Origin of the sequence: Campylobacter novaezeelandiae (assembly GCF_004323845.1) — a bacterium.
Taxonomy (GTDB): Bacteria; Campylobacterota; Campylobacteria; order Campylobacterales; family Campylobacteraceae; genus Campylobacter_D; species Campylobacter_D novaezeelandiae.
Genome location: NZ_QPGR01000006.1, coordinates 1 through 18,629, shown reverse-complemented (window position 1 = coordinate 18,629; position 18,629 = coordinate 1). Strand labels below are relative to the sequence as shown.

Below are 18,629 nucleotides of genomic sequence, written 5' to 3'. Positions count from 1 at the left end.
ATTTCAGTTTTACTATTAAAAAGTTAATATTATATAAAAAAGTTAATTAGGAAAAATATGCTTTTCAGAAAAAAAATTATTCCAACAAAACAAGATAAAGATATCATCTTAGATGATAGATTATATTGTTTTAAACAAAAAATGATTAACATAGCACATAATAAAAACTCCGTTATTCTACTTTCAAAAGCACTTAGTAAATTGATTAAAAACCATAAATTTTAACTTTTTTCCAATACCCTAAAATAATCTTCTTCAAGAATTTTAAGTTCATTTTGTGCTTGTATTAATTCTTTAGAAAGCTTCTCAATACCTATTTCTTTATAAAATTCAGGATTTGATAAAGAATTTTGAAGTCTATTGATTTCTTTTTCTAAAATTTCAATTTTATCAGGATAAGTTTTTAAAATTTCATTTTCTTTATAGCTTAATTTTTTGCTTGTTTTTTCTTTATTGGAATTTGAATTTTCTTTCTTTAACTCATTTTCATATTGTTCAATTTCGCTAATTTCTCTTTCATTATCTAAATACTCTGTATAAGTTATATGCTCTATATTAATCTTGCCATTTTTTTCAAAAGCATAAATTTTATTAGCAATTTTATCAACAAAATATCTATCATGTGAAACAAATAAAATCGCACCTTTATAATCCAAAAGATACTCTTCTAAAATATTAATTGTTGAAATATCAAGGTCATTTGTTGGTTCATCTAGAATCAAAACATCGTATTCTTTAGTAAAAAGTAAAGCTAAGGCAACTCGGTTTTTTTCTCCACCGCTTAATACACTTACGGGTTTATCTAGAAATTCTTTCGGAAATAAAAATTGTTTTAAATAACCATAAATATGGATATTTTTGTCTTTAACCAAAACTCTATCTCCTCCATTGGGACAAAAAATTTCAATAAGAGTTTTATCTGAATTTAAAAGTGTTCTTGCTTGGTCAAAATATCCAATTTTTATATCTCCTCTTTTAATCTTGCCACTATCACTTGAAACTTGATCTAAAAGAATTTTCAAAAATGTTGATTTGCCACAGCCATTTTTCCCTACTATTGCTATACGTTCATTTTGCAAAATTCTTGTACTAAAGTCCTTAAAAAGAACCTTTTTTCCTATACTTTTACTGATATTATCAAGTTCAAAAAGCATTTTTTTTCGGTTTAAATTTTGATTTAAATTTATTTGAGTTGCCCTTTTAATTTCAAGCTTAAGGCGATTTATAATACCAGGATTCTTTTTTGCTTCTTCTCTCATTTTTAGAATTCTTTCTTTACGTCCTTGATTGCGCTTAAGTCTTGCTTTAACACCCCTTTTTAACCACTCTTCTTCATTTTTAAGTTGTTTTAATAAATTTTCATAACTCTTAGAAAGGCTTTGAAGAATTTGGGATTTTTTTTCTAAATAATTTGTATATCCTCCTTCAAAAACATTAATACAACCATTTTCTACCTCAACGCATTTATGGGCTATTTCTTCTATAAAATATCTATCATGGGAAATAAAAATAATACACATTTTAGATTTTTTAAGCATATCCTCTAAAAAGCTTGTCATATAAACATCTAAATGGTTAGTTGGTTCATCTAAAAGAAGAATATCAGGATTTTTAAGCAAAAGAATACAAAGTCCAACTCTTCGGATTTCACCTCCACTTAAAGATGAAACCATTTGATCTTTAAATTCTAAAAGTTTGAATTCATTTAATATTCCATAAATTTTTTGATCGATATTCCAAGCATCTTTACTATCAATCAAATTCATAAGCTCATCAATTCTTTTTAATAAAACTTTATTATAGGGATCTTTGGATAATTGATCTTGTAAATTTTCATATTCTTTTAAAGTATCATAAATTTCTTTAAGCTCTTTATGAATCAACTCATTAACACTTAAATTAATTTCAAAATTAACCTGTTGAGAAAGCATTGCTATGGTTTTTCCATTTTGTCTTATAATTCTTCCGCTATCTAAAGGTAATTTTCCAAAAATAATTTTTAAAAAAGTAGATTTTCCTTGCCCATTTTTTCCAATTATAGCAATTTTTTCACTCTCATGAATACTAAAATTAGCTTCATTAAGAATAATTTTTTCATCAAATCTTTTTGATGCATCAATCAAATCTATGAGTGCCAAAAAAATCCTTAAAATAAATTTTTATAACCATATTTCTTTTGCTTTAGCATTAATTTTATAATCTTTTAATTTCTCAATAATACTTTCAATTAAAGTTTTATTGTCTGTATTTAGAAAAATCTCTGGATTATCTTTTGACTTTAACAAAAAATAATCAATATTAAAAAAATTCAAAGTTTGCTTTAAACAAAATATAGAATAAATATCGTATTTGTTAATCACTAGCTGATAGTATTTACTTTTTTCTTTAAAATCACTTGTATCAGCTTCAAAATGCATACTAAACTGCTCTGCTGCTGGAGTATAATCTTTCAAAGTCCACTTGGCAATTTCTTCTTGCCAAGTGGGATTATTGTTAGTAGGGACTGATTGAGTCATATTATCTTGCATAAATTGCGGAATAAATTGGACATTTGCCTTAAAACTCCACAATAAAAAGAAAACAATAGCAAGTAAAATAATTAAAAAAAAACTTAAAAATCCTATAAGGAAATACTGTTTCATTATGATAAATGATCTTTTATAATATCACCCAAAGTAATTTTATCATTATTATTAATTTCGTTTAAAGTTTCTCTTTCTTTTATTTTTAATAAATTCTTTACACTTAAACGAATTCTATTCTTTTTTTCATCGATAAAAGCAATACTTGCTTCAATCTCATCACCAATTTTCAACCTCTCAAAATCCGAAATACTAATATCTTCTTTATGAATTAAAGCATCAACTTCTTCGCTAAGCTCCACAAAAACACCAAATTCTTTAACATCTCTAACAATTCCTTTAACTATATCTCCAATTTGATGTTTTTTAGCATAATTTTGAACAGGACTTTGAATTAATTCTTTTGTACTTAAAGATATTTTTTGATTTTCTGTATCTATCTTAATTATTTTAACTTTTATTTTATCTCCACTTTTAAACAAATCTTTACATTTGATATTTCTATTCCAAGAAGCATCTTCATTATGTAAAAGTCCCTCTATAGACTCAAATTTAACAAAAGCTCCAAATGAGGTTATTGAAGTAACTTCACCCTCTATAATATCGCCACTCTTGTGCATTTTGATAAAATTATCAAAAGGTTTTGCTAATAAATTTCTTAAGGATACCCTTAAGCGTCTTTCTTCAGGATTTATTTCAATCACTTCAACATCAATTTCTTGCCCTTTACTAAGATAATCTTTTGGGGTTTTAATATTTTTATCCCAAGAAATCTCGCTAATATGTAAAAAACCTTCTATATCATTACCTAAATCAACAAAAGCTCCATATGATTCTATATTTGATACTACAACTTTAATGGTATCTCCAACTTCCAAGGTGTCTTTTATTTCCATCCAAGGATCAGGTAGAGCCGCTTTAATAGATAAAGAAAGATGTTTTTTATCTTTATCATATTTAATCACTTTAACTGGAACCTTATCGCCTTCTTTATAAAAAAGATTTGGATTTACAGGACCTTTATATGAAATTTCACTATAATGAACAAGTCCATCAATTCCTCCAACATCGACAAACATACCATAAGTTGTTATTTTTTTAATAACTCCTTCTATGAGATCTTGTGTTTGAGTGATATTATAAATAGTCTCTTTTCTCTTTCTTCTTTCTTCATCTAAAATCTTTTTTCTTGAAATAACAATACTTTGATTTTCTTTATCAATCTTGATAATTTTTACTTTAAAAGTTTTGTTTAAAACATTACCATTTTCTTTGAAACCATATTGGGATTTAGGTAGAAAAAATTCAACATTATCTTTATTTATAGCTATAAGACCACCTTTATTTTTTCCTATAATTTTAACCTCAAAAATGTCCTCTTGGTCTTCTTTATAGTTCTCAATAAACCAAATTACTTTTTCTTTTCTTAAAGCTTTACTATGAGATATTAAAGATTTTCCATTGCGTGACCCAATGATAGCAACTTTTATTTTATCGCCGATTTTGAATAATAAATTAGAATTCTCATCTTGAATTTCGCTAAGATCTAAAATTCCTTCTGATTTTTCTCCTATATCTATAAAGACTTCATTATCTTTAATACCAACTATAATACCTTCTGTTATGGTCTCTTTATTTGATTTATCAAATGCTTCTAAAAGTTGTCCAAAATCTTCGTCATCAAAAATTTCGTCATCTTTTTGAACTTTTTTATCCGCCTCAGTCATTGGGTTCCTTTTTAATTTAAATTTATGAATTGTATCTTATTTTTTATAAATTAATACTAATTTTTTTCTTTTTTGACAAAATAATTACATTTTTATTCTATATTAAAAGACCTAATCTCATTCACAACTTCTTGAATAATCCAATCAGGAGTGCTTGCTCCAGCACTAATGCCACACAATTTTTTATTTTGAAACCAACTTCGATCTAACTCGTTTTTAGTTTCTATTAAATAACTCTCACTACAATAATTTTTTGCAATCAAAAAAAGTTGTTTAGTATTAGATGAATTTTTTCCTCCTACTATAATTACAATATCACTTTTTTGAGAAAGTTTAGCTATAGCTTCTTGATTTTTAAAAGTAGCATCACATATAGTATTAAAAACTCTTACTTCTCTTACTTTTAGTATTAAAAAATTTACAATTTCCATAAAATCTTTTACTTTTTTAGTTGTTTGAGATACTACAGCTATTTTATTAGAAAAATTGATATTTTCCAACTCTTTTTTATCAAGCACTACATAAGCTTTAGTACTTACATAACTTTTTACTCCTTTTACTTCTGGATGGTTTTCATCTCCAAAAATTACCACTTCATAACCATCTTTACTCATTTTTTCACAAATTTGCTGAGGCTTTGTTACAAAAGGACAAGTAGCATCAAAAATTTCAATTTCTTTTTGCTTTAAATTTTCTAAATCTTGTTTGGTAATACCATGAGTTCTTATAATAGCTCTTTTTTCATCGCTAAGCTCTTTAACATCATTAAGTGTTTTAACATTAAATTTTTTTTTAAGACGCATGATTTCTTCATTGTTATGAATTAAAGGTCCAATTGTTGCAGCATTTTTAATTTGCTCAGCTTTTTTAATTGCTCTTTTTACTCCAAAACAAAAACCATAATTTTCAGCTAATTCAATCTTCAACTTGTGCTCCTAAACTCTTTAAAATATCTTTGAAATTTGGAAAAGAAGTTTTAATACATTCGCTTTGTTTAATTTCAATTCCACACACTAAACCCAAAATAGCAAAAGCCATTGCTATACGATGATCATTAAAACTTTCAATTTTAGCTTTTTTAGGAAAACCTGACATAACTTCAAAACCATCATCTAATTCTTTTGCTACAATCCCACATTTTTTTAAATTTATTACTATACTTTTAATGCGATCACTTTCCTTTACTCTTAATTCTTTAGCATTTCTTACAATACTCTTTCCTTTAGCAAAGATAAAAGCTATAGCAAGAGCTGGCAATTCATCAATAAGCCAAGAAATATTTTCTCTAATTTCTATACATTTTAATCGACTACTTTCAACATAAATCTCACCAATATCTTCAAAATCTCTTTTATAAGTTTTATAAGTAATTTTAGCTCCCATGTTTCTTAAAACTTCATATGCTTCAATGCGGGTTTTATTAAGCAAAACATTCTTTAAACAAATAGAAGAATTAGGCAATATAACTGCTGCTAATGCAAAATAAAATGCAGAAGATGGATCATTAGGTATGGTAATATTTAAAGCTTTTAAAGGTTTCTTTAAAGGATTAATTTCAATTTCTAAACAATCATTACTTATGCTAATTGGAGCATTCATGGCTTTTAGCATATTTTCACTATGATTTCTACTTAATTCTTTTTCCCTATAAAAAGAAGTTGATTTTGTATGAAATCCTGCTAAAATCATTGCTGTTTTAAGCTGAGCTGAAGAAATTTCACTCTTAAAATCAAAAGATTTTAACTTTGTTCCTTGTATGCAAAGCGGAGCAAAACTTGCATTTTCACGCCCATAAATTTTTGCTCCTATTTCTTTAAGAGGACTACAAATTCTATCCATAGGACGTTTATTTAAAGAATTATCCCCATTTAAAATAAAAAAACCAGATACCCCGCTTAACAATCCTATTAATAAACGCATTGTTGTCCCAGAGTTACCACAATTTAGAATATTATCAGGAGTAAGTAAAACACGAGGTGGAATAATCTTAACTTGATTATTTACAATCTCAACTTTAGCTCCCAAAGCTTTAAGTATAACCAAAGTTCCCAAAGAATCCTCTGCCAAAAGATAATTTTTAGCTATGCTTGATTCTTTGCAAAGCAAAGAAAATATAGCAAAACGCTGAGAAATACTTTTATCAGCCGCAATATCATCTATCTTTTTATTAAAAAACCCTAAAGGGTAAACTTTCATCTTAAATTTAAACCCAAATCTTTTAAGCCTTCTAAGATTTTATCCATGCATGAAACCACTTCACTATCTTCTAAAGTTTTTTCTTGATCTCTAAAAGTAAAAGATATAGTAAGACTATATTTATCTTGCAAAGTTTCATCTGTATAAAGATCAACTATTCTAAAGTTTTCTAAAATATCAAAATGAAAATTTTCTATATAAGTTTTAATTTTATCATAAGAAAAATTCTTTGGAATTAAAATGCTTAAATCCCTATGAATACTTGGAAATTTAGAATAAATTTTAGCTTTTTTATCTTTTAAATTAATAGTATCTAAATCAAACTCACACACATAAGTTTTAAGCAAAGATCTTGCATTTTCAAGTTTTAAGTGCAATCTTCCTATAAATCCAATTTTAATACCATCAACATATAAATCAGCTTGTTCATAAGGACTCAAAAAAGTATAATTAGAAGCAATAAGCTTAAATTCTCCTATTATATTTTTAATATCAAGTAAAAAATCATAAAAATTTACTAAATTGGGTTTTGCTTTATTAGAAATTTTGCTTTCCTCTTTATATCCTGAATGTATAAAAGCCATATGATTTAATTCTTGATTATTTTGATCAAATACTACCCCACTTTCAAAAAGTTTAACTAATTTTTTTGAATTTTTGATATTTAAACTTGCTGCATTTATAAGATGATTTAAAAGCGTAGTTCTTAAAGTATTTAACTCTTGATTTATGGGATTTACTAGTGTTAATTGTATAGGTTTAAAATTAAAATCTTTTAATTCTTCCTCATTATCTAAAATAAAATGTAAACTTTCAAAATAACCATTGTTAACAGCTTTTAATCTGAAATCTAAAAGTTTTTTATAATCTTTATAAACCAAATTTAATCTATTTTTTTCAACAAAATTTAAATTCTTAGATTTTATATTATCTATTCCTATAATTCTAACAACTTCTTCGCAGATATCAGCTAGATTTTTAATATCTGGCCTATGAATAGGAGGTTTAACATTTACTAAACCTTCTGCAAAAAAAATAATTTCAAAACCTAACTTTTTAAGAATCTTTAAAATCTCATCTTTATCAACAACTTGCCCTATAATGTTATTTATAGTTTCGATATTTAAAGAAATACTAGGAATCTCTTTTTCTTCAGAAATTTGCTGAGAACTGCTATAAATAATAATATTTGGAATAGTTTTAAAAATCTTAAGTAAAAAATCCATTCCTAGATTAAGTTTTGGCTCACTTCCTCTAAAACTTCTATAAAAAATATCATTATCTTGTTCTTTGTAAACATTTTTTGCATTAGCTATTGTAAAAGGATCTGTGTAATTTGCTTCTATAATAATAATTTTTGTTTCCACATCACATTTTAACTTTTTTTCCTGATATATACCGCTAATTCCTAATATTTGATTATTACAAGAAACTTTTGTAGCGCCATTTGCTTCCTTGCTTAAATTAAAGGTTAAATCCTCATTCTCTTTGCTTAATTCATTAAAGTTATATGCATTAAAAAGCACTCCGGTAGAATAAGTTGTATAAAAAAGGAAATTTTCAATTGTATTTGTTTTTAAAGCCCCAATTTGTGCCAATCTTAAACCATATAAAAGTCCAAGTTTTATATTTTCCTTAATCTCAATTGCCCTATAATTAAATAAACTATTAAGATTTTTTTCAGCCTGAAGTCTTAAAATTCTACCAATACCTAAAACATTTTCTTCCTCTTTAAAAACAGGAAGTTTTTTTAAATTCAAATCCCAAGCAGTTGCTAGATCTCTTGCTATGCCATAAACACTTAAACAATCTCCTCTATTAGGAGTTAATTCAACTTCAATCAAATCATCATTAAAGACACTATATTCATTCAAAGCTCGACCTAACTCTAATTTGCCTATACTCTCGTCTAAGATTAAAATTCCGTCATTGATTTTAGCAAAACCTAATTCAACAGAAGAACAAAGCATACCATAAGAGTCCACCCCTCTAAGCTTTGTTTTATTAATCGTCATACCATTTGGCATTATAGCCCCAATTAAAGCTACAGCTACAAATTGTCCTTGTGCTACATTAGAAGCTCCACACACGATTTGCAAAACCTCATTGCCAACATCAACTTGACAAATACTTAATTTATCAGAATTTTCATGTTTAACTTTTTCTTTAACAAAACCTACAACAATTTTATCAGAAACTCTTAGCCTATAAGCATTAGCAACTTCAATCCCTATAGAATTTAAAGTATTAACCAATTCACTTAAATTCTTATTTTCTATATCAAGCCAATCACTTAACCAACTTCTTGTAATTATCATCTAAATTGCTCCAATAGTCTTAAATCTCCTTCAAATAAAGACCTTAAATCAGGAATTTGATGAAGCAGCATAGCAAATCTTTCAACACCAAGCCCAAAAGCATAACCACTTACATTCTTATAATTTACAAAATTATACACATTAGGATCTACAATACCACAACCTAAAACCTCAAGCCATCCTGTATTTTTACAAACTCTACATCCTTGACCTTTACAAAAAACACAAGAAATATCAACTTCTGCAGAGGGCTCTGTAAAAGGAAAAAAACTTGGACGAAATCTAATATTAATATCCTTAAACATATAATGCAAAAAGTCTTCTAAAACACCTTTTAAATGAGCAAAACTTATTTTTTGTCCTTCCTCTACCACAAGAGCTTCAACTTGATGAAACATAGGAGTGTGCGTTATATCAAAATCTCTTCTAAAAACAACACCAGGTGCTATCATACGAATAGGTGGTTTTTGCTTTAACATGGTTCTAATTTGCACAGGAGAAGTTTGAGTTCTTAAAAGTCTTTTATCATCAAAATAAAAAGTATCTTGCATATCTCTTGCTGGATGAGATTTTGGCAAATTTAAAGCTTCAAAATTATAAAAATCTTCTTCAATCAAAGGACCTTTTTCGATGCTAAAATTTAAATTTGAAAAATATTCTATAATCTTATCCATAGTGCTAAGAACTGGATGTAATGCCCCTGATGTAGCACTTTCATCAAAATAAGTAAAATTTAAAACATCTTGTTTCATTTTTTCATTTAATTCTAAATCTTCTAATTCTTTTAATTTTAAAGAGAAAAAATGATTAAATTCATCTTTTTGTTTATTTAATATACTTGCTAATTCCTTTTTTTCTTCACCTTCGATATTCTTAAGCTCTGAAAATTTTTGTGTTAATATGCCTTTTTTTCCAAGAACTGAAATTCTAAGATTTTCAAGATCATTTAAATTATCACATTTTTTAATTTGTTCAATAATTTCTTGCAATTTGTTACCTTACTTTCATAATTATTTATAAAATTTAAATTTATTTTATAAAAATAAATTTAAATTCACAATAAAAATTCTAAGATATAATTTGTAGAAAAATAAAAAGGATAAAAATGCACGAAAAAACTATTTTTGAAAAAATTGTTGATGGAGAACTTCCTTGCAATAAAGTCTTAGAAAATGAAAATTTTTTAGCTTTCCATGATATTAACCCTAAAGCTCCTATACATATTTTAATTATTCCTAAAAAACATTTTAAAGACTTTCAGGAATTTGACCCTGATTTAATGGCAAAAATGACTTCTTTTATACAAGAATTAGCAATACTGTTAGAACTTGATAAAAAAGGTTATAAGCTTTTAACAAACTGTGGAAAAAATAGTGGTCAAGAAGTTTTTCATCTTCATTTTCATATGTTGGGTGGTTTTTAAATTTTTGCAAAAGTAAAATTACTTTTGCAAAAATTATAACTTAGGACCGAATTTACTATATTCTATCCCTTCTTTTACATCTTCATAACGTTTAAAATTTTCTATAAACATTATAGCCAGCTTATTTCTTATATCAATATATTCTTCTTTGTTACTCCAAGTATTAATAGGATTTAAAAGCATAGTTTCAACACCATTTAAAGACTTGGGTATCAATAAATTAAAAATATCAAAATTTTCAAATTCGCATTGATTAATACTTCCATCTAAAATAGCATTAATACAAGCTCTAGTAGCTTTTATACTCATTCTTTTACCAACTCCATATTTTCCACCACTCCAACCAGTGTTTATTAAATACACATTAACATTATGTGTATCTATCTTTTCTCCTAATAATCTTGCATAAACAGTTGGATGAAGAGGCATAAAAGGTTCACCAAAACAAGCTGAAAAAGTTGCTTGTGGCTCAGTAATTCCACGCTCTGTTCCTGCTACTTTTGCTGTATAACCACTTAAAAAATAATACATAGCTTGTTCTTTATTCAATTTGCTAACAGGAGGTAAAACTCCAAAAGCATCAGCTGTTAAGAAAATAATATTTTTAGGATGAGAAGCCTTTAAATCTTTTTTATGGTTTTTAATATGTTCAATTGGATAAGAAACTCTAGTATTTTCAGTTTTTGAAGAATCTGCATAATCAACACTCTTATCATCTCTTAAGACAACATTCTCCAAAAGGGCATTTTTCTTAATAGCTGCATAAATTTCAGGCTCATTATTTGGATCTAGATTAATCGTTTTAGCATAACATCCGCCTTCAAAATTAAAAATTCCCTCATCATCCCAACCGTGTTCATCATCACCTATTAATTGTCTATTAGGATCCGTTGAAAGTGTGGTTTTTCCTGTACCACTTAATCCAAAAAATAAAGCCACATCTCCATCTTTTCCTACATTAGCACTACAATGCATAGAAAGTTTATTTTCAAGCGGAAGCCAATAATTCATCATAGAAAAAATTCCTTTTTTCATTTCTCCGCCATAGTAAGTTCCTCCAATAATCGCTATGTTTTCTTCTATATTGAAAACAACAAAAACTTCTGAATTTAAACCATCTTTTTTAAAATCTTCATTAATGCACTTACAAGCATTATAAACAATAAAATCGGGATTAAAATTTTCTAATTCTTCTTTAGTAGGTCTTATAAACATATTTTTTACAAAGTGCGCTTGCCAAGCAAATTCAGTAACAAAACGAACACTTTTTCTAGAATTTAAAGAAGCCCCACAATAAGCATCTTGAATATAAACATTTTTTCCACTTAATTGTTTTTTAGCTTTTTTTAAAAGTTTTTCAAATAATTCTTTGCTAATAGGCTGATTAATTTTTCCCCAAGAAATATATTTTTGAGAAGGATCTTGTTTAACAAAATATTTATCTTTAGGACTACGTCCTGTAAATATTCCCGTATCAACACAAAAAGTGTCATTAAAACAACTTTCTCCTTCTTGATTGTTTTTTTCATGTTCATTTAACTCTTCATAACTTAAATTATAAAACACTTTTATATTTTCTAAACCCAATGCATCAAAATTTTTCATGACTTTTCCTTAAAAATTTTTATCTAAAACTTACAATAATTTGACCTTCGCTCACACTATCACCTAATGATACAAAAATTTTCTCAATAATTCCATCTTTTGGAGAATTAATATCCATTTCCATTTTCATAGCTTCTAAAATCATTATCTTTTGCCCTGCTTTAACTTCTTCTCCTTCTTTAACGCAAATTTTAAAAACATTTCCAGAAATTTCAGAAGATATTACTTTTTCACTATTAAAATTATTTTGTGTGTTTAAATTAGCTTCTTTTTTTTCTTTAACAATTAAATCTTTATCATCTTTTGGATTAATTTCAACATCATATTTATTTCCATTAACCAAAACTTCAAATTTATTTTGTTTTAATGACAAACTTTTAGGCAATTCATCTTGTATTTTTCGAATATTAACTTTAGCTTCACCTTTTAAGAAAGCTATACCTTTTTCTTTACAAGCCGCTACAATAAAAATATTTTCTTCGCTTTGCTCAATATTATGTTCTTTTAAAATTTCTTTAATATAAGCTATGCTTTTTGTTTCATCTTCATCAGCTAGATCAATGGCCAATTTTGTAGTTGGTTCTAAATTTAGCTGCTCTGAAGCAAGTTTTACAATCTCATCATCTGGTTTAACTGGAGTTTTTCCAAAATATCCAAGAACCATTTTACCATAACCAGGAGCAATTTTTTTCCAAGGGCCAAAAATTACATTATTAAAAGCTTGTTGAAAATAAAATTGCGAAACAGGTGTAACAGAAGTTCCAAATCCTCCTTTTTCTACAACCTCTTGCATTGATTTAATTACCTCAGGAAGTTTATTTAAAACATTATTATCTCTCATCATTTGAGTGTTAGCCGTTAATGCACCTCCTGGCATAGGAGAAAATAAAATAAGAGGATTTGTCATAGAAGCTTCAGGGGGTAAAAAATATTCTCTTAAACAATCTTTTAAAATTTCTTCATATTGTAAAACTTTTTCCTCATTTAAACCACCCAAATCATAATCCTTGCCTTTTACAGCATGAAGCATGGTTAAAATATCAGGCTGGGAAGTTCCTCCACTTACTGGTGCTGCTGCTAAATCTATGCCATCTACACCAGCTTCTAAAGCTGCTAAATAACAAGCAACACTAACTCCTGCACTCTCGTGAGTATGAAATCTTATATGCGTTCCTTGTGGCAATATTTTTTTAGCCATTTTAATCGTTTCATAAATTTTATTTGGATTTGAAGTTCCGCTAGCATCTTTAAAGCAAACACTTGAAAAAGGAATTTGTTCTTTTAAAATTTCTCTTAAAATTCTTTCATAAAAAGGAACATCATGGGTTCCTTTGCAACCTGGTGGTAAATCCATTAAAGTTATAGCTACTTCATGTTTTAATCCGTATTTATTTATACATTCTGCACTAAATTTAAGATTATTAACATCATTTAAAGCATCAAAATTTCTTATCGTTGTGGTTCCATGTTTGGCAAATAATTTAGCATGCAAATCAATTATTTCTCTACTTGCTGTTTCTAAAGCGACAGTATTAACCCCTCTTGATAAAGTTTGCAAATTTGCTTCTTTTCCAACAATTTCTCTAAATTTATCCATCATTAAAAAAGCATCTTCATTTAAATAAAAATATAAACTTTGAAATCTTGCTCCGCCGCCAAATTCAAAATGAGTAATTCCCGCTTCTTTTGCAGCTTCTAACGCCGGAAAAAAATCATTCATTAAAACTCTTGCCCCATAAATTGACTGAAAACCGTCTCTAAAAGTTGTATCCATTATATCTATAAATTTTTTAGCCATACGTTTTTTCCTAAAAGTCTAAATTCTCAAGCATTATACAAAAATTTGATAACACATGATAAAAATTATTGCCAAAGGCGAAATAAAACAAATAAAAAATAACCAAAATAAAAAAACTTTTTTATTTAGAAATTTACAAAAAACTTTATAAATCCTTTTTTTATCCATAAAAAAACCAACAAAAATAGAACTTGCTATTGCTCCTAAAGGTAATAAAAAATTTGAAGTAAAATTATCCAAAACCTCAAAAAAATTAACTTTTAAAAAAGAAAAATTTTTATTAAGAGATAAGATACAAAGTATTCCTAAAATATAAACAATAAATCCTACAAAGATTAATGCTTTTACGCGTGTTATTTTGTAATTATTTATTATATAAAAAACAAGAGGCTCTATCATAGAAACCGCTGAAGTAATCCCAGCAAAAAATAAAGCTAAAAAAAATCCAAAAGCCAAAAAATAACCAAAAATTCCAAGCTGCTTAAATAGGCTTATTAAGGAAATAAAAACCAAACTAGCACCTTGAGAGTGAGGATTTGCTCCAAATTCAAAAATAAAAGTAAAGACTATAAGCCCCATCATCAATGAAATTAAAAGATTTATTAATATAATTAAAATTGAACTTTTAATAAAATTTGTTTTCTCATTTAAAGCTGCTGAATAAGTTACAATACAACCAATACCAAGACAAAGAGTAAAAAAAGCAAGTCCTAAAGCCTTTAAAACGGACTGAAAACTAAAATTAGAAAAATTAGGATAAAAAAGATAATTCAAAGCTTTAATAAACCCATTATCAAATTTCATACAAAAAATTAACATCAAAATTAACATCAAAAAAAGACTAGGCATAATAATAATATTAAGCTTTTCAATCCCTTTTATTAAACCTTTAGAAACAATAAATAAAGTTAAGAAAAAAGACAAAGAATAAAATAATACAGAAATACTTAAATTTTCACTAATTAAATATGTAAAATCAAATTTTGCTTCTTCTAAATTCATAGGTAAATAAAATATACTTGTCACAGTATATTTTAAAACCCATCCCATAATCATAAGATAAAAAGAAAGAACAAAAATTCCCCCAAGCATAAACAACCCAGCATAACGCCATTTTTCAGGATATTTAATAGCAAGACTTGAATAAGCATTTGCCAAATCACTCTTGCTTAACCTCCCCATAGCAATCTCTGCTAAAAAAACACTAAAACCTATTGTTAAAGTGAAAAGTAAATATAAAAGTACAAAAATAAAACCCCCATTTTCTGCACTCAAAGTTGGAAATTTCCATGCATTTCCAAGACCTATTGCACCACCAGCTACTACTAAAACAAAACCTATTTTGCTAAAATAATTTCTCATAATTTATCTAATAAATATACTAATCATGATAATAATCACAGCTAGAGGAGAAATAAAACGCAAAAATACATACCAAAGCTCAAAATAAATTCCTCTCATATAAGGTTTAAAAAGAATTTTTAAACCCTCTTTCTTCATGATAAAGCCAACAAAAATAGCTACTAAAATTCCACCAAGAGGCATAATAATCTTACTTGATAAAGAATCCAATATATCAAAAAAACTCATTCCAAAAAAGCTAAAATATCCATGAGTAAAACTAAGATAAGATAAGATACAAAAAATACCTAAAATATATACAATAAATCCAATTATTATAAGAGCTTTTTTACGACTCATCTCATAAGTATTGATAAGATAAAAAGCAAAAGGTTCTATCATAGAAATTGCAGAAGTTATTCCAGCAAAAATTAAAGATATAAAAAAAGCAACAGCAAAAATAGAGCCTATAATGCCTAATTTAGAAAACAAAGTTGATAAAGAAATAAAAATCAAACCAGGACCACTTGCGGCTGGATCTGCACTGAATTCAAAAATAAAAGTAAAAACTATAAGCCCCATTAAAATACCTACTAAAATATTAATAAAAATAATATTTAAAGTGCTAGTAATAAAATTTGTTTTATCGGGTAAACTAGCAGAATAAGTGATTATAGTTCCAACTCCTAAAGAAAGACTAAAAAAAGCCATTCCTAAAGCTTCCAAAACAGCAGAAACGGAAATTTTTGAAAAATCAGGAACAAATAAAAATTTAGCTGCCATATAAAAACCATCTTTACTCATTGTATAAACTAGCATCATAATAAGCAAAATAAATAAAGTTGGCATCATCCAAATATTTAACTTCTCAATTCCATTTTTAACACCTTTAGAAACTATATAAAAAATAACAAAAAATACCAGAGTAAAACAGATTAATTGACTCAAAAAATCTTTATGCAATAATTCATTAAATTGATCTTTTGCAGAATTAATATCAAAAGGTAACTCAAAAGTAATACTTAAAAAAACATATTTTAAAATCCAGCCAATAATCACACTGTAAAAAGAAGCAATTAAAATATTAGCTATCATAGTAAAACCAGCAAAAGACCATGCTTTTTTATGTTTAGGGGCTAATGTTCTATAAGCATTTACTGGATCTTTTTCACTTAGTTTACCAAGAGCCAATTCAGCAAGAAAAATAACAAAACCAACCCCAAGAGTTAAAATAAGATACAAAAGAACAAAAGCCGAACCCCCATTTTGTCCAACCAAAGTTGGGAATTTCCATGCATTTCCAAGACCAACAGCTGATCCTGCTACAGCTAATATAAAACCTATTTTTGAAAATTTAGAACTCAAAATACAACCTTCGTTTAATATTTATTTTTATTTAAGTATTAAAGCAAAAAAAAGTTTAATTTTTATTGAGATAGTCAATTTTCAATAAAAATAAAGTTAAATGATTATATAATTTCAGTTTAAAATATGCTTTATCATTTAAAAGTAGGGATACGCAAGCCGAAATTATGATTTAAGTATTTTTTAATAATTTAAATAAGGATAATCACTTATGAAAAAAACTGTTTTTTTATTGTGTGCTTTAACAGCAGTGGCTTTTGCTGAAACAAACACTACTTCTCAACTTAATATACAGGCAACTATGGATGTATGGATTAAAGCTTTCTCAGTTTTAGCAGCTGGTTTAGGAGTTGGGGTTGCTGCTTTAGGTGGTGCCATAGGTATGGGAAATACAGCAGCAGCAACAATAGCTGGAACAGCTAGAAATCCTGGACTTGGGTCTAAATTAATGACTACAATGTTTATTGCGCTCGCAATGATTGAAGCACAAGTTATTTATGCTTTAGTAATTGCTTTGCTACTTCTTTACGGAAATCCTTTCCTATAAAATTAAAATTAAGCTTCTAGATTTTTAGAAGCTTTTATTCTTAAAGCGGTTATGGTGGAATTGGTAGACACGCTATCTTGAGGGGGTAGTATGCCTTGCATGTGCGAGTTCAAATCTCGCTAACCGCACCATTTAAAAATTATAAATATTTTTTATAAATCAATAACTCGCAAATCTTATTTGTTCTAATGTAAAAATTATCTTCTAAAGCTTCATTTAATGTAGCACTAGCTAAAAGTGGTAACGATAATTCTTTAAGAGGATATTTAAGATTTTTTGAACTAATTTTTATACGTGAATCAAAGCAAAATATAGAAATTTGCTGCCCTTTAACGCTAGAAATCTTACAAGGAGTTTTAACAACTTCAAATTCGCCATAATCACTTTTCATAATAATATTTTTACAAGATTTAGTATATAAAAGCAATAAAGAAATATTTCCTAAAGTATGATCTTCTCTTTTGCCAGTAGCACCTAAAATTATAAATTCATCAAAACCCAAATTTAAACCATAATAAAAAGCTTTAGATAAGTCATTGCTCATTTGATCTGGAACATAAACGATTTTTTTAAAATATTTTTCTTTTAACTTTTTATCAATGCTATCTAAATCACCTATAATTACATCTACTCTAATATTTAAACGATCAATATGCTTTATTGCACCATCGCAAACTATAACAAAAGGGGCATTTTTTAGTTCATTAATTAAAAATTTCTTTTTGGGAAAAGTACCATTAGCAATTATATAAGCTTTCATTATAACTCTTTTTCCATGTAAAATAATAATACAAACCAATAATTAAAAAAATAATCATATTTAGAAGTTGGGCAATATTTTCTTTAGAATGTTCAAAAATTAAAAACCAAATAAAAACATTTGTAATATTAGCCAAAGTAACTAATAAATAATTTTGAATATATCGTTTTACTTGCAAATAAAATGCAACAATTTGAGCAATAACGGCAAAACTATTAAAATATGCAAACATGGTGTTAATTTTTTCTAAAAAAATCCCATATAAAATTGTTAAAAATAAAACTATCGCTAAACAAATGATCATATTTTTAAAATTTAAACTTCTAATATTTACAATATTATTTTTATTTTGATGATTTTTCCAATGTATAATACCCAATACATTCATAGGTAAATAAATAAGATTTAACATAACATCGCCATATAAATTAGTTTTATAAGCTATATAAATATAACAAATAGAATACATAATGCCAAAAATAAAACATATCAATTTTTTAGCACCAGCAAAAAATGCATAAATAATCCCGCATATAGCAGTAAAAATATTTAAAGTGTCTGCATTAATGATTAAACTTAGCGTAGTAACAAAAATTAAAGTCACTAATAACGAGAAGTAAAATTTAAAAGATAAACTATGTAATTGAGCTTTTAACAAAATTATCCTTTCCTTGCGTAAGCATTATCTTACAAGTTCTAAGGGTATTATCTCAGCCCTAAAGCACCCCTTGGATATAACAAAATAACTTTAACAATTTAAAATATTGTAAAAAATTATATTTTAATAAAACATTAAAATATTTCAATTATAAAGTTAAACTTGAACAAAAGACAATATTCTCCATTTTCACCCCTTCACCCTTTTAATCATTTTAAAATCATCTAATATTTTAATAATATCATTAACACTAGCTCCACTTATTAACATAAAATCAAAATATCTCTCTTTATTATCAAATAAAATGCT

16 protein-coding genes, 1 tRNA gene and 1 riboswitch are annotated in these 18,629 nt (G+C 26.8%); of the genes, 4 read left to right on the top strand and 13 right to left on the bottom strand.

Translation table 11 applies throughout. The features are described from left to right. The first annotated feature begins 57 nt into the window (after positions 1 to 57). Positions 58 to 225, top strand: coding sequence for a molybdenum cofactor biosynthesis protein (locus tag DU473_RS03775; protein WP_131162975.1), 168 nt, complete (start codon positions 58 to 60; stop codon positions 223 to 225). Here DU473_RS03775 and abc-f read toward each other — a convergent pair. The 7 genes from abc-f to pheS all read right to left on the bottom strand — a co-directional run bounded on the left by abc-f (position 222) and on the right by pheS (position 9,812). Next, positions 222 to 2,138, bottom strand: coding sequence for a ribosomal protection-like ABC-F family protein (abc-f, locus tag DU473_RS03770; protein WP_131186545.1), 1,917 nt, complete (start codon positions 2,136 to 2,138; stop codon positions 222 to 224). The two genes, DU473_RS03775 and abc-f, sit on opposite strands and share 4 nt — an antisense overlap. 21 nt (positions 2,139 to 2,159) lie before the next feature. Continuing rightward, on the bottom strand, positions 2,160 to 2,642 hold the full coding sequence (locus DU473_RS03765) for a hypothetical protein (protein ID WP_131162973.1): 483 nt from the start codon (positions 2,640 to 2,642) through the stop codon (positions 2,160 to 2,162). Next, positions 2,642 to 4,309, bottom strand: a complete 1,668-nt coding sequence (locus tag DU473_RS03760) for a 30S ribosomal protein S1 (protein WP_131186544.1) — start codon at positions 4,307 to 4,309, stop codon at positions 2,642 to 2,644. Before DU473_RS03760 ends, DU473_RS03765 begins: the two co-directional genes overlap by 1 nt. A gap of 92 nt (positions 4,310 to 4,401) precedes the next feature. After that, complete coding sequence (locus DU473_RS03755; protein ID WP_131162971.1) at positions 4,402 to 5,235, bottom strand: 4-hydroxy-3-methylbut-2-enyl diphosphate reductase; 834 nt, start codon at positions 5,233 to 5,235, stop codon at positions 4,402 to 4,404. Continuing rightward, positions 5,225 to 6,505 carry a 3-phosphoshikimate 1-carboxyvinyltransferase gene (gene aroA / locus DU473_RS03750; RefSeq protein ID WP_131186543.1) on the bottom strand — a complete coding sequence of 427 codons (1,281 nt, stop codon included), beginning with the start codon at positions 6,503 to 6,505 and terminating at the stop codon, positions 5,225 to 5,227. Before aroA ends, DU473_RS03755 begins: the two co-directional genes overlap by 11 nt. Then, positions 6,502 to 8,823, bottom strand: coding sequence for a phenylalanine--tRNA ligase subunit beta (gene pheT, locus DU473_RS03745; RefSeq protein WP_131162969.1), 2,322 nt, complete (start codon positions 8,821 to 8,823; stop codon positions 6,502 to 6,504). The genes aroA and pheT overlap by 4 nt, the downstream gene beginning before the upstream one ends. Further along, positions 8,820 to 9,812: a phenylalanine--tRNA ligase subunit alpha gene (gene pheS, locus DU473_RS03740; protein ID WP_131162968.1), complete on the bottom strand. Its 993-nt coding sequence runs from the start codon at positions 9,810 to 9,812 to the stop codon at positions 8,820 to 8,822. The genes pheT and pheS overlap by 4 nt, the downstream gene beginning before the upstream one ends. A gap of 116 nt (positions 9,813 to 9,928) precedes the next feature. Between pheS and DU473_RS03735 the strand changes: the two genes are divergently transcribed. Next, the gene (locus DU473_RS03735; protein WP_131186542.1) at positions 9,929 to 10,246 is read left to right on the top strand and encodes a histidine triad nucleotide-binding protein; all 318 of its coding nucleotides are present in this window, start codon (positions 9,929 to 9,931) and stop codon (positions 10,244 to 10,246) included. 33 nt (positions 10,247 to 10,279) lie between these two features. On the opposite strand, the gene pckA is transcribed toward DU473_RS03735, so the two are convergent. From pckA to DU473_RS03715, 4 genes are read right to left on the bottom strand one after another with little or no spacing between them, the layout of a single operon-like run. Continuing rightward, positions 10,280 to 11,851 carry a phosphoenolpyruvate carboxykinase (ATP) gene (pckA, locus tag DU473_RS03730; protein WP_131162966.1) on the bottom strand — a complete coding sequence of 524 codons (1,572 nt, stop codon included), beginning with the start codon at positions 11,849 to 11,851 and terminating at the stop codon, positions 10,280 to 10,282. A gap of 19 nt (positions 11,852 to 11,870) precedes the next feature. After that, a complete protein-coding gene (locus DU473_RS03725) occupies positions 11,871 to 13,649 on the bottom strand; it encodes a biotin/lipoyl-containing protein (RefSeq protein ID WP_131162965.1) in 1,779 nt (592 codons plus the stop codon). Between the two features lie 33 nt (positions 13,650 to 13,682). Beyond that, the gene (locus tag DU473_RS03720) at positions 13,683 to 15,011 is read right to left on the bottom strand and encodes a sodium-dependent transporter (protein ID WP_131162964.1); all 1,329 of its coding nucleotides are present in this window, start codon (positions 15,009 to 15,011) and stop codon (positions 13,683 to 13,685) included. 3 nt (positions 15,012 to 15,014) lie between these two features. Beyond that, positions 15,015 to 16,355, bottom strand: coding sequence for a sodium-dependent transporter (locus tag DU473_RS03715; RefSeq protein WP_131162963.1), 1,341 nt, complete (start codon positions 16,353 to 16,355; stop codon positions 15,015 to 15,017). A gap of 211 nt (positions 16,356 to 16,566) precedes the next feature. Between DU473_RS03715 and DU473_RS03710 the strand changes: the two genes are divergently transcribed. Together DU473_RS03710 and DU473_RS03705 are read left to right on the top strand one after the other, a co-directional pair. Continuing rightward, a complete protein-coding gene (locus DU473_RS03710) occupies positions 16,567 to 16,902 on the top strand; it encodes a F0F1 ATP synthase subunit C (protein ID WP_131162962.1) in 336 nt (111 codons plus the stop codon). Positions 16,903 to 16,947: 45 nt separating this feature from the next. Further along, a tRNA-Leu gene (locus tag DU473_RS03705) sits at positions 16,948 to 17,033 on the top strand. Between the two features lie 8 nt (positions 17,034 to 17,041). Here the strand turns inward: DU473_RS03705 and DU473_RS03700 are convergent. Together DU473_RS03700 and pnuC are read right to left on the bottom strand one after the other, a co-directional pair. Then, complete coding sequence (locus tag DU473_RS03700) at positions 17,042 to 17,662, bottom strand: thiamine diphosphokinase (protein WP_131186541.1); 621 nt, start codon at positions 17,660 to 17,662, stop codon at positions 17,042 to 17,044. After that, positions 17,640 to 18,320: a nicotinamide riboside transporter PnuC gene (pnuC, locus tag DU473_RS03695; RefSeq protein WP_166683078.1), complete on the bottom strand. Its 681-nt coding sequence runs from the start codon at positions 18,318 to 18,320 to the stop codon at positions 17,640 to 17,642. The genes DU473_RS03700 and pnuC overlap by 23 nt, the downstream gene beginning before the upstream one ends. Continuing rightward, positions 18,313 to 18,401, bottom strand: a riboswitch (TPP riboswitch). Its footprint overlaps the gene before it by 8 nt. Between the last annotated feature and the right edge of the window lie 228 nt (positions 18,402 to 18,629).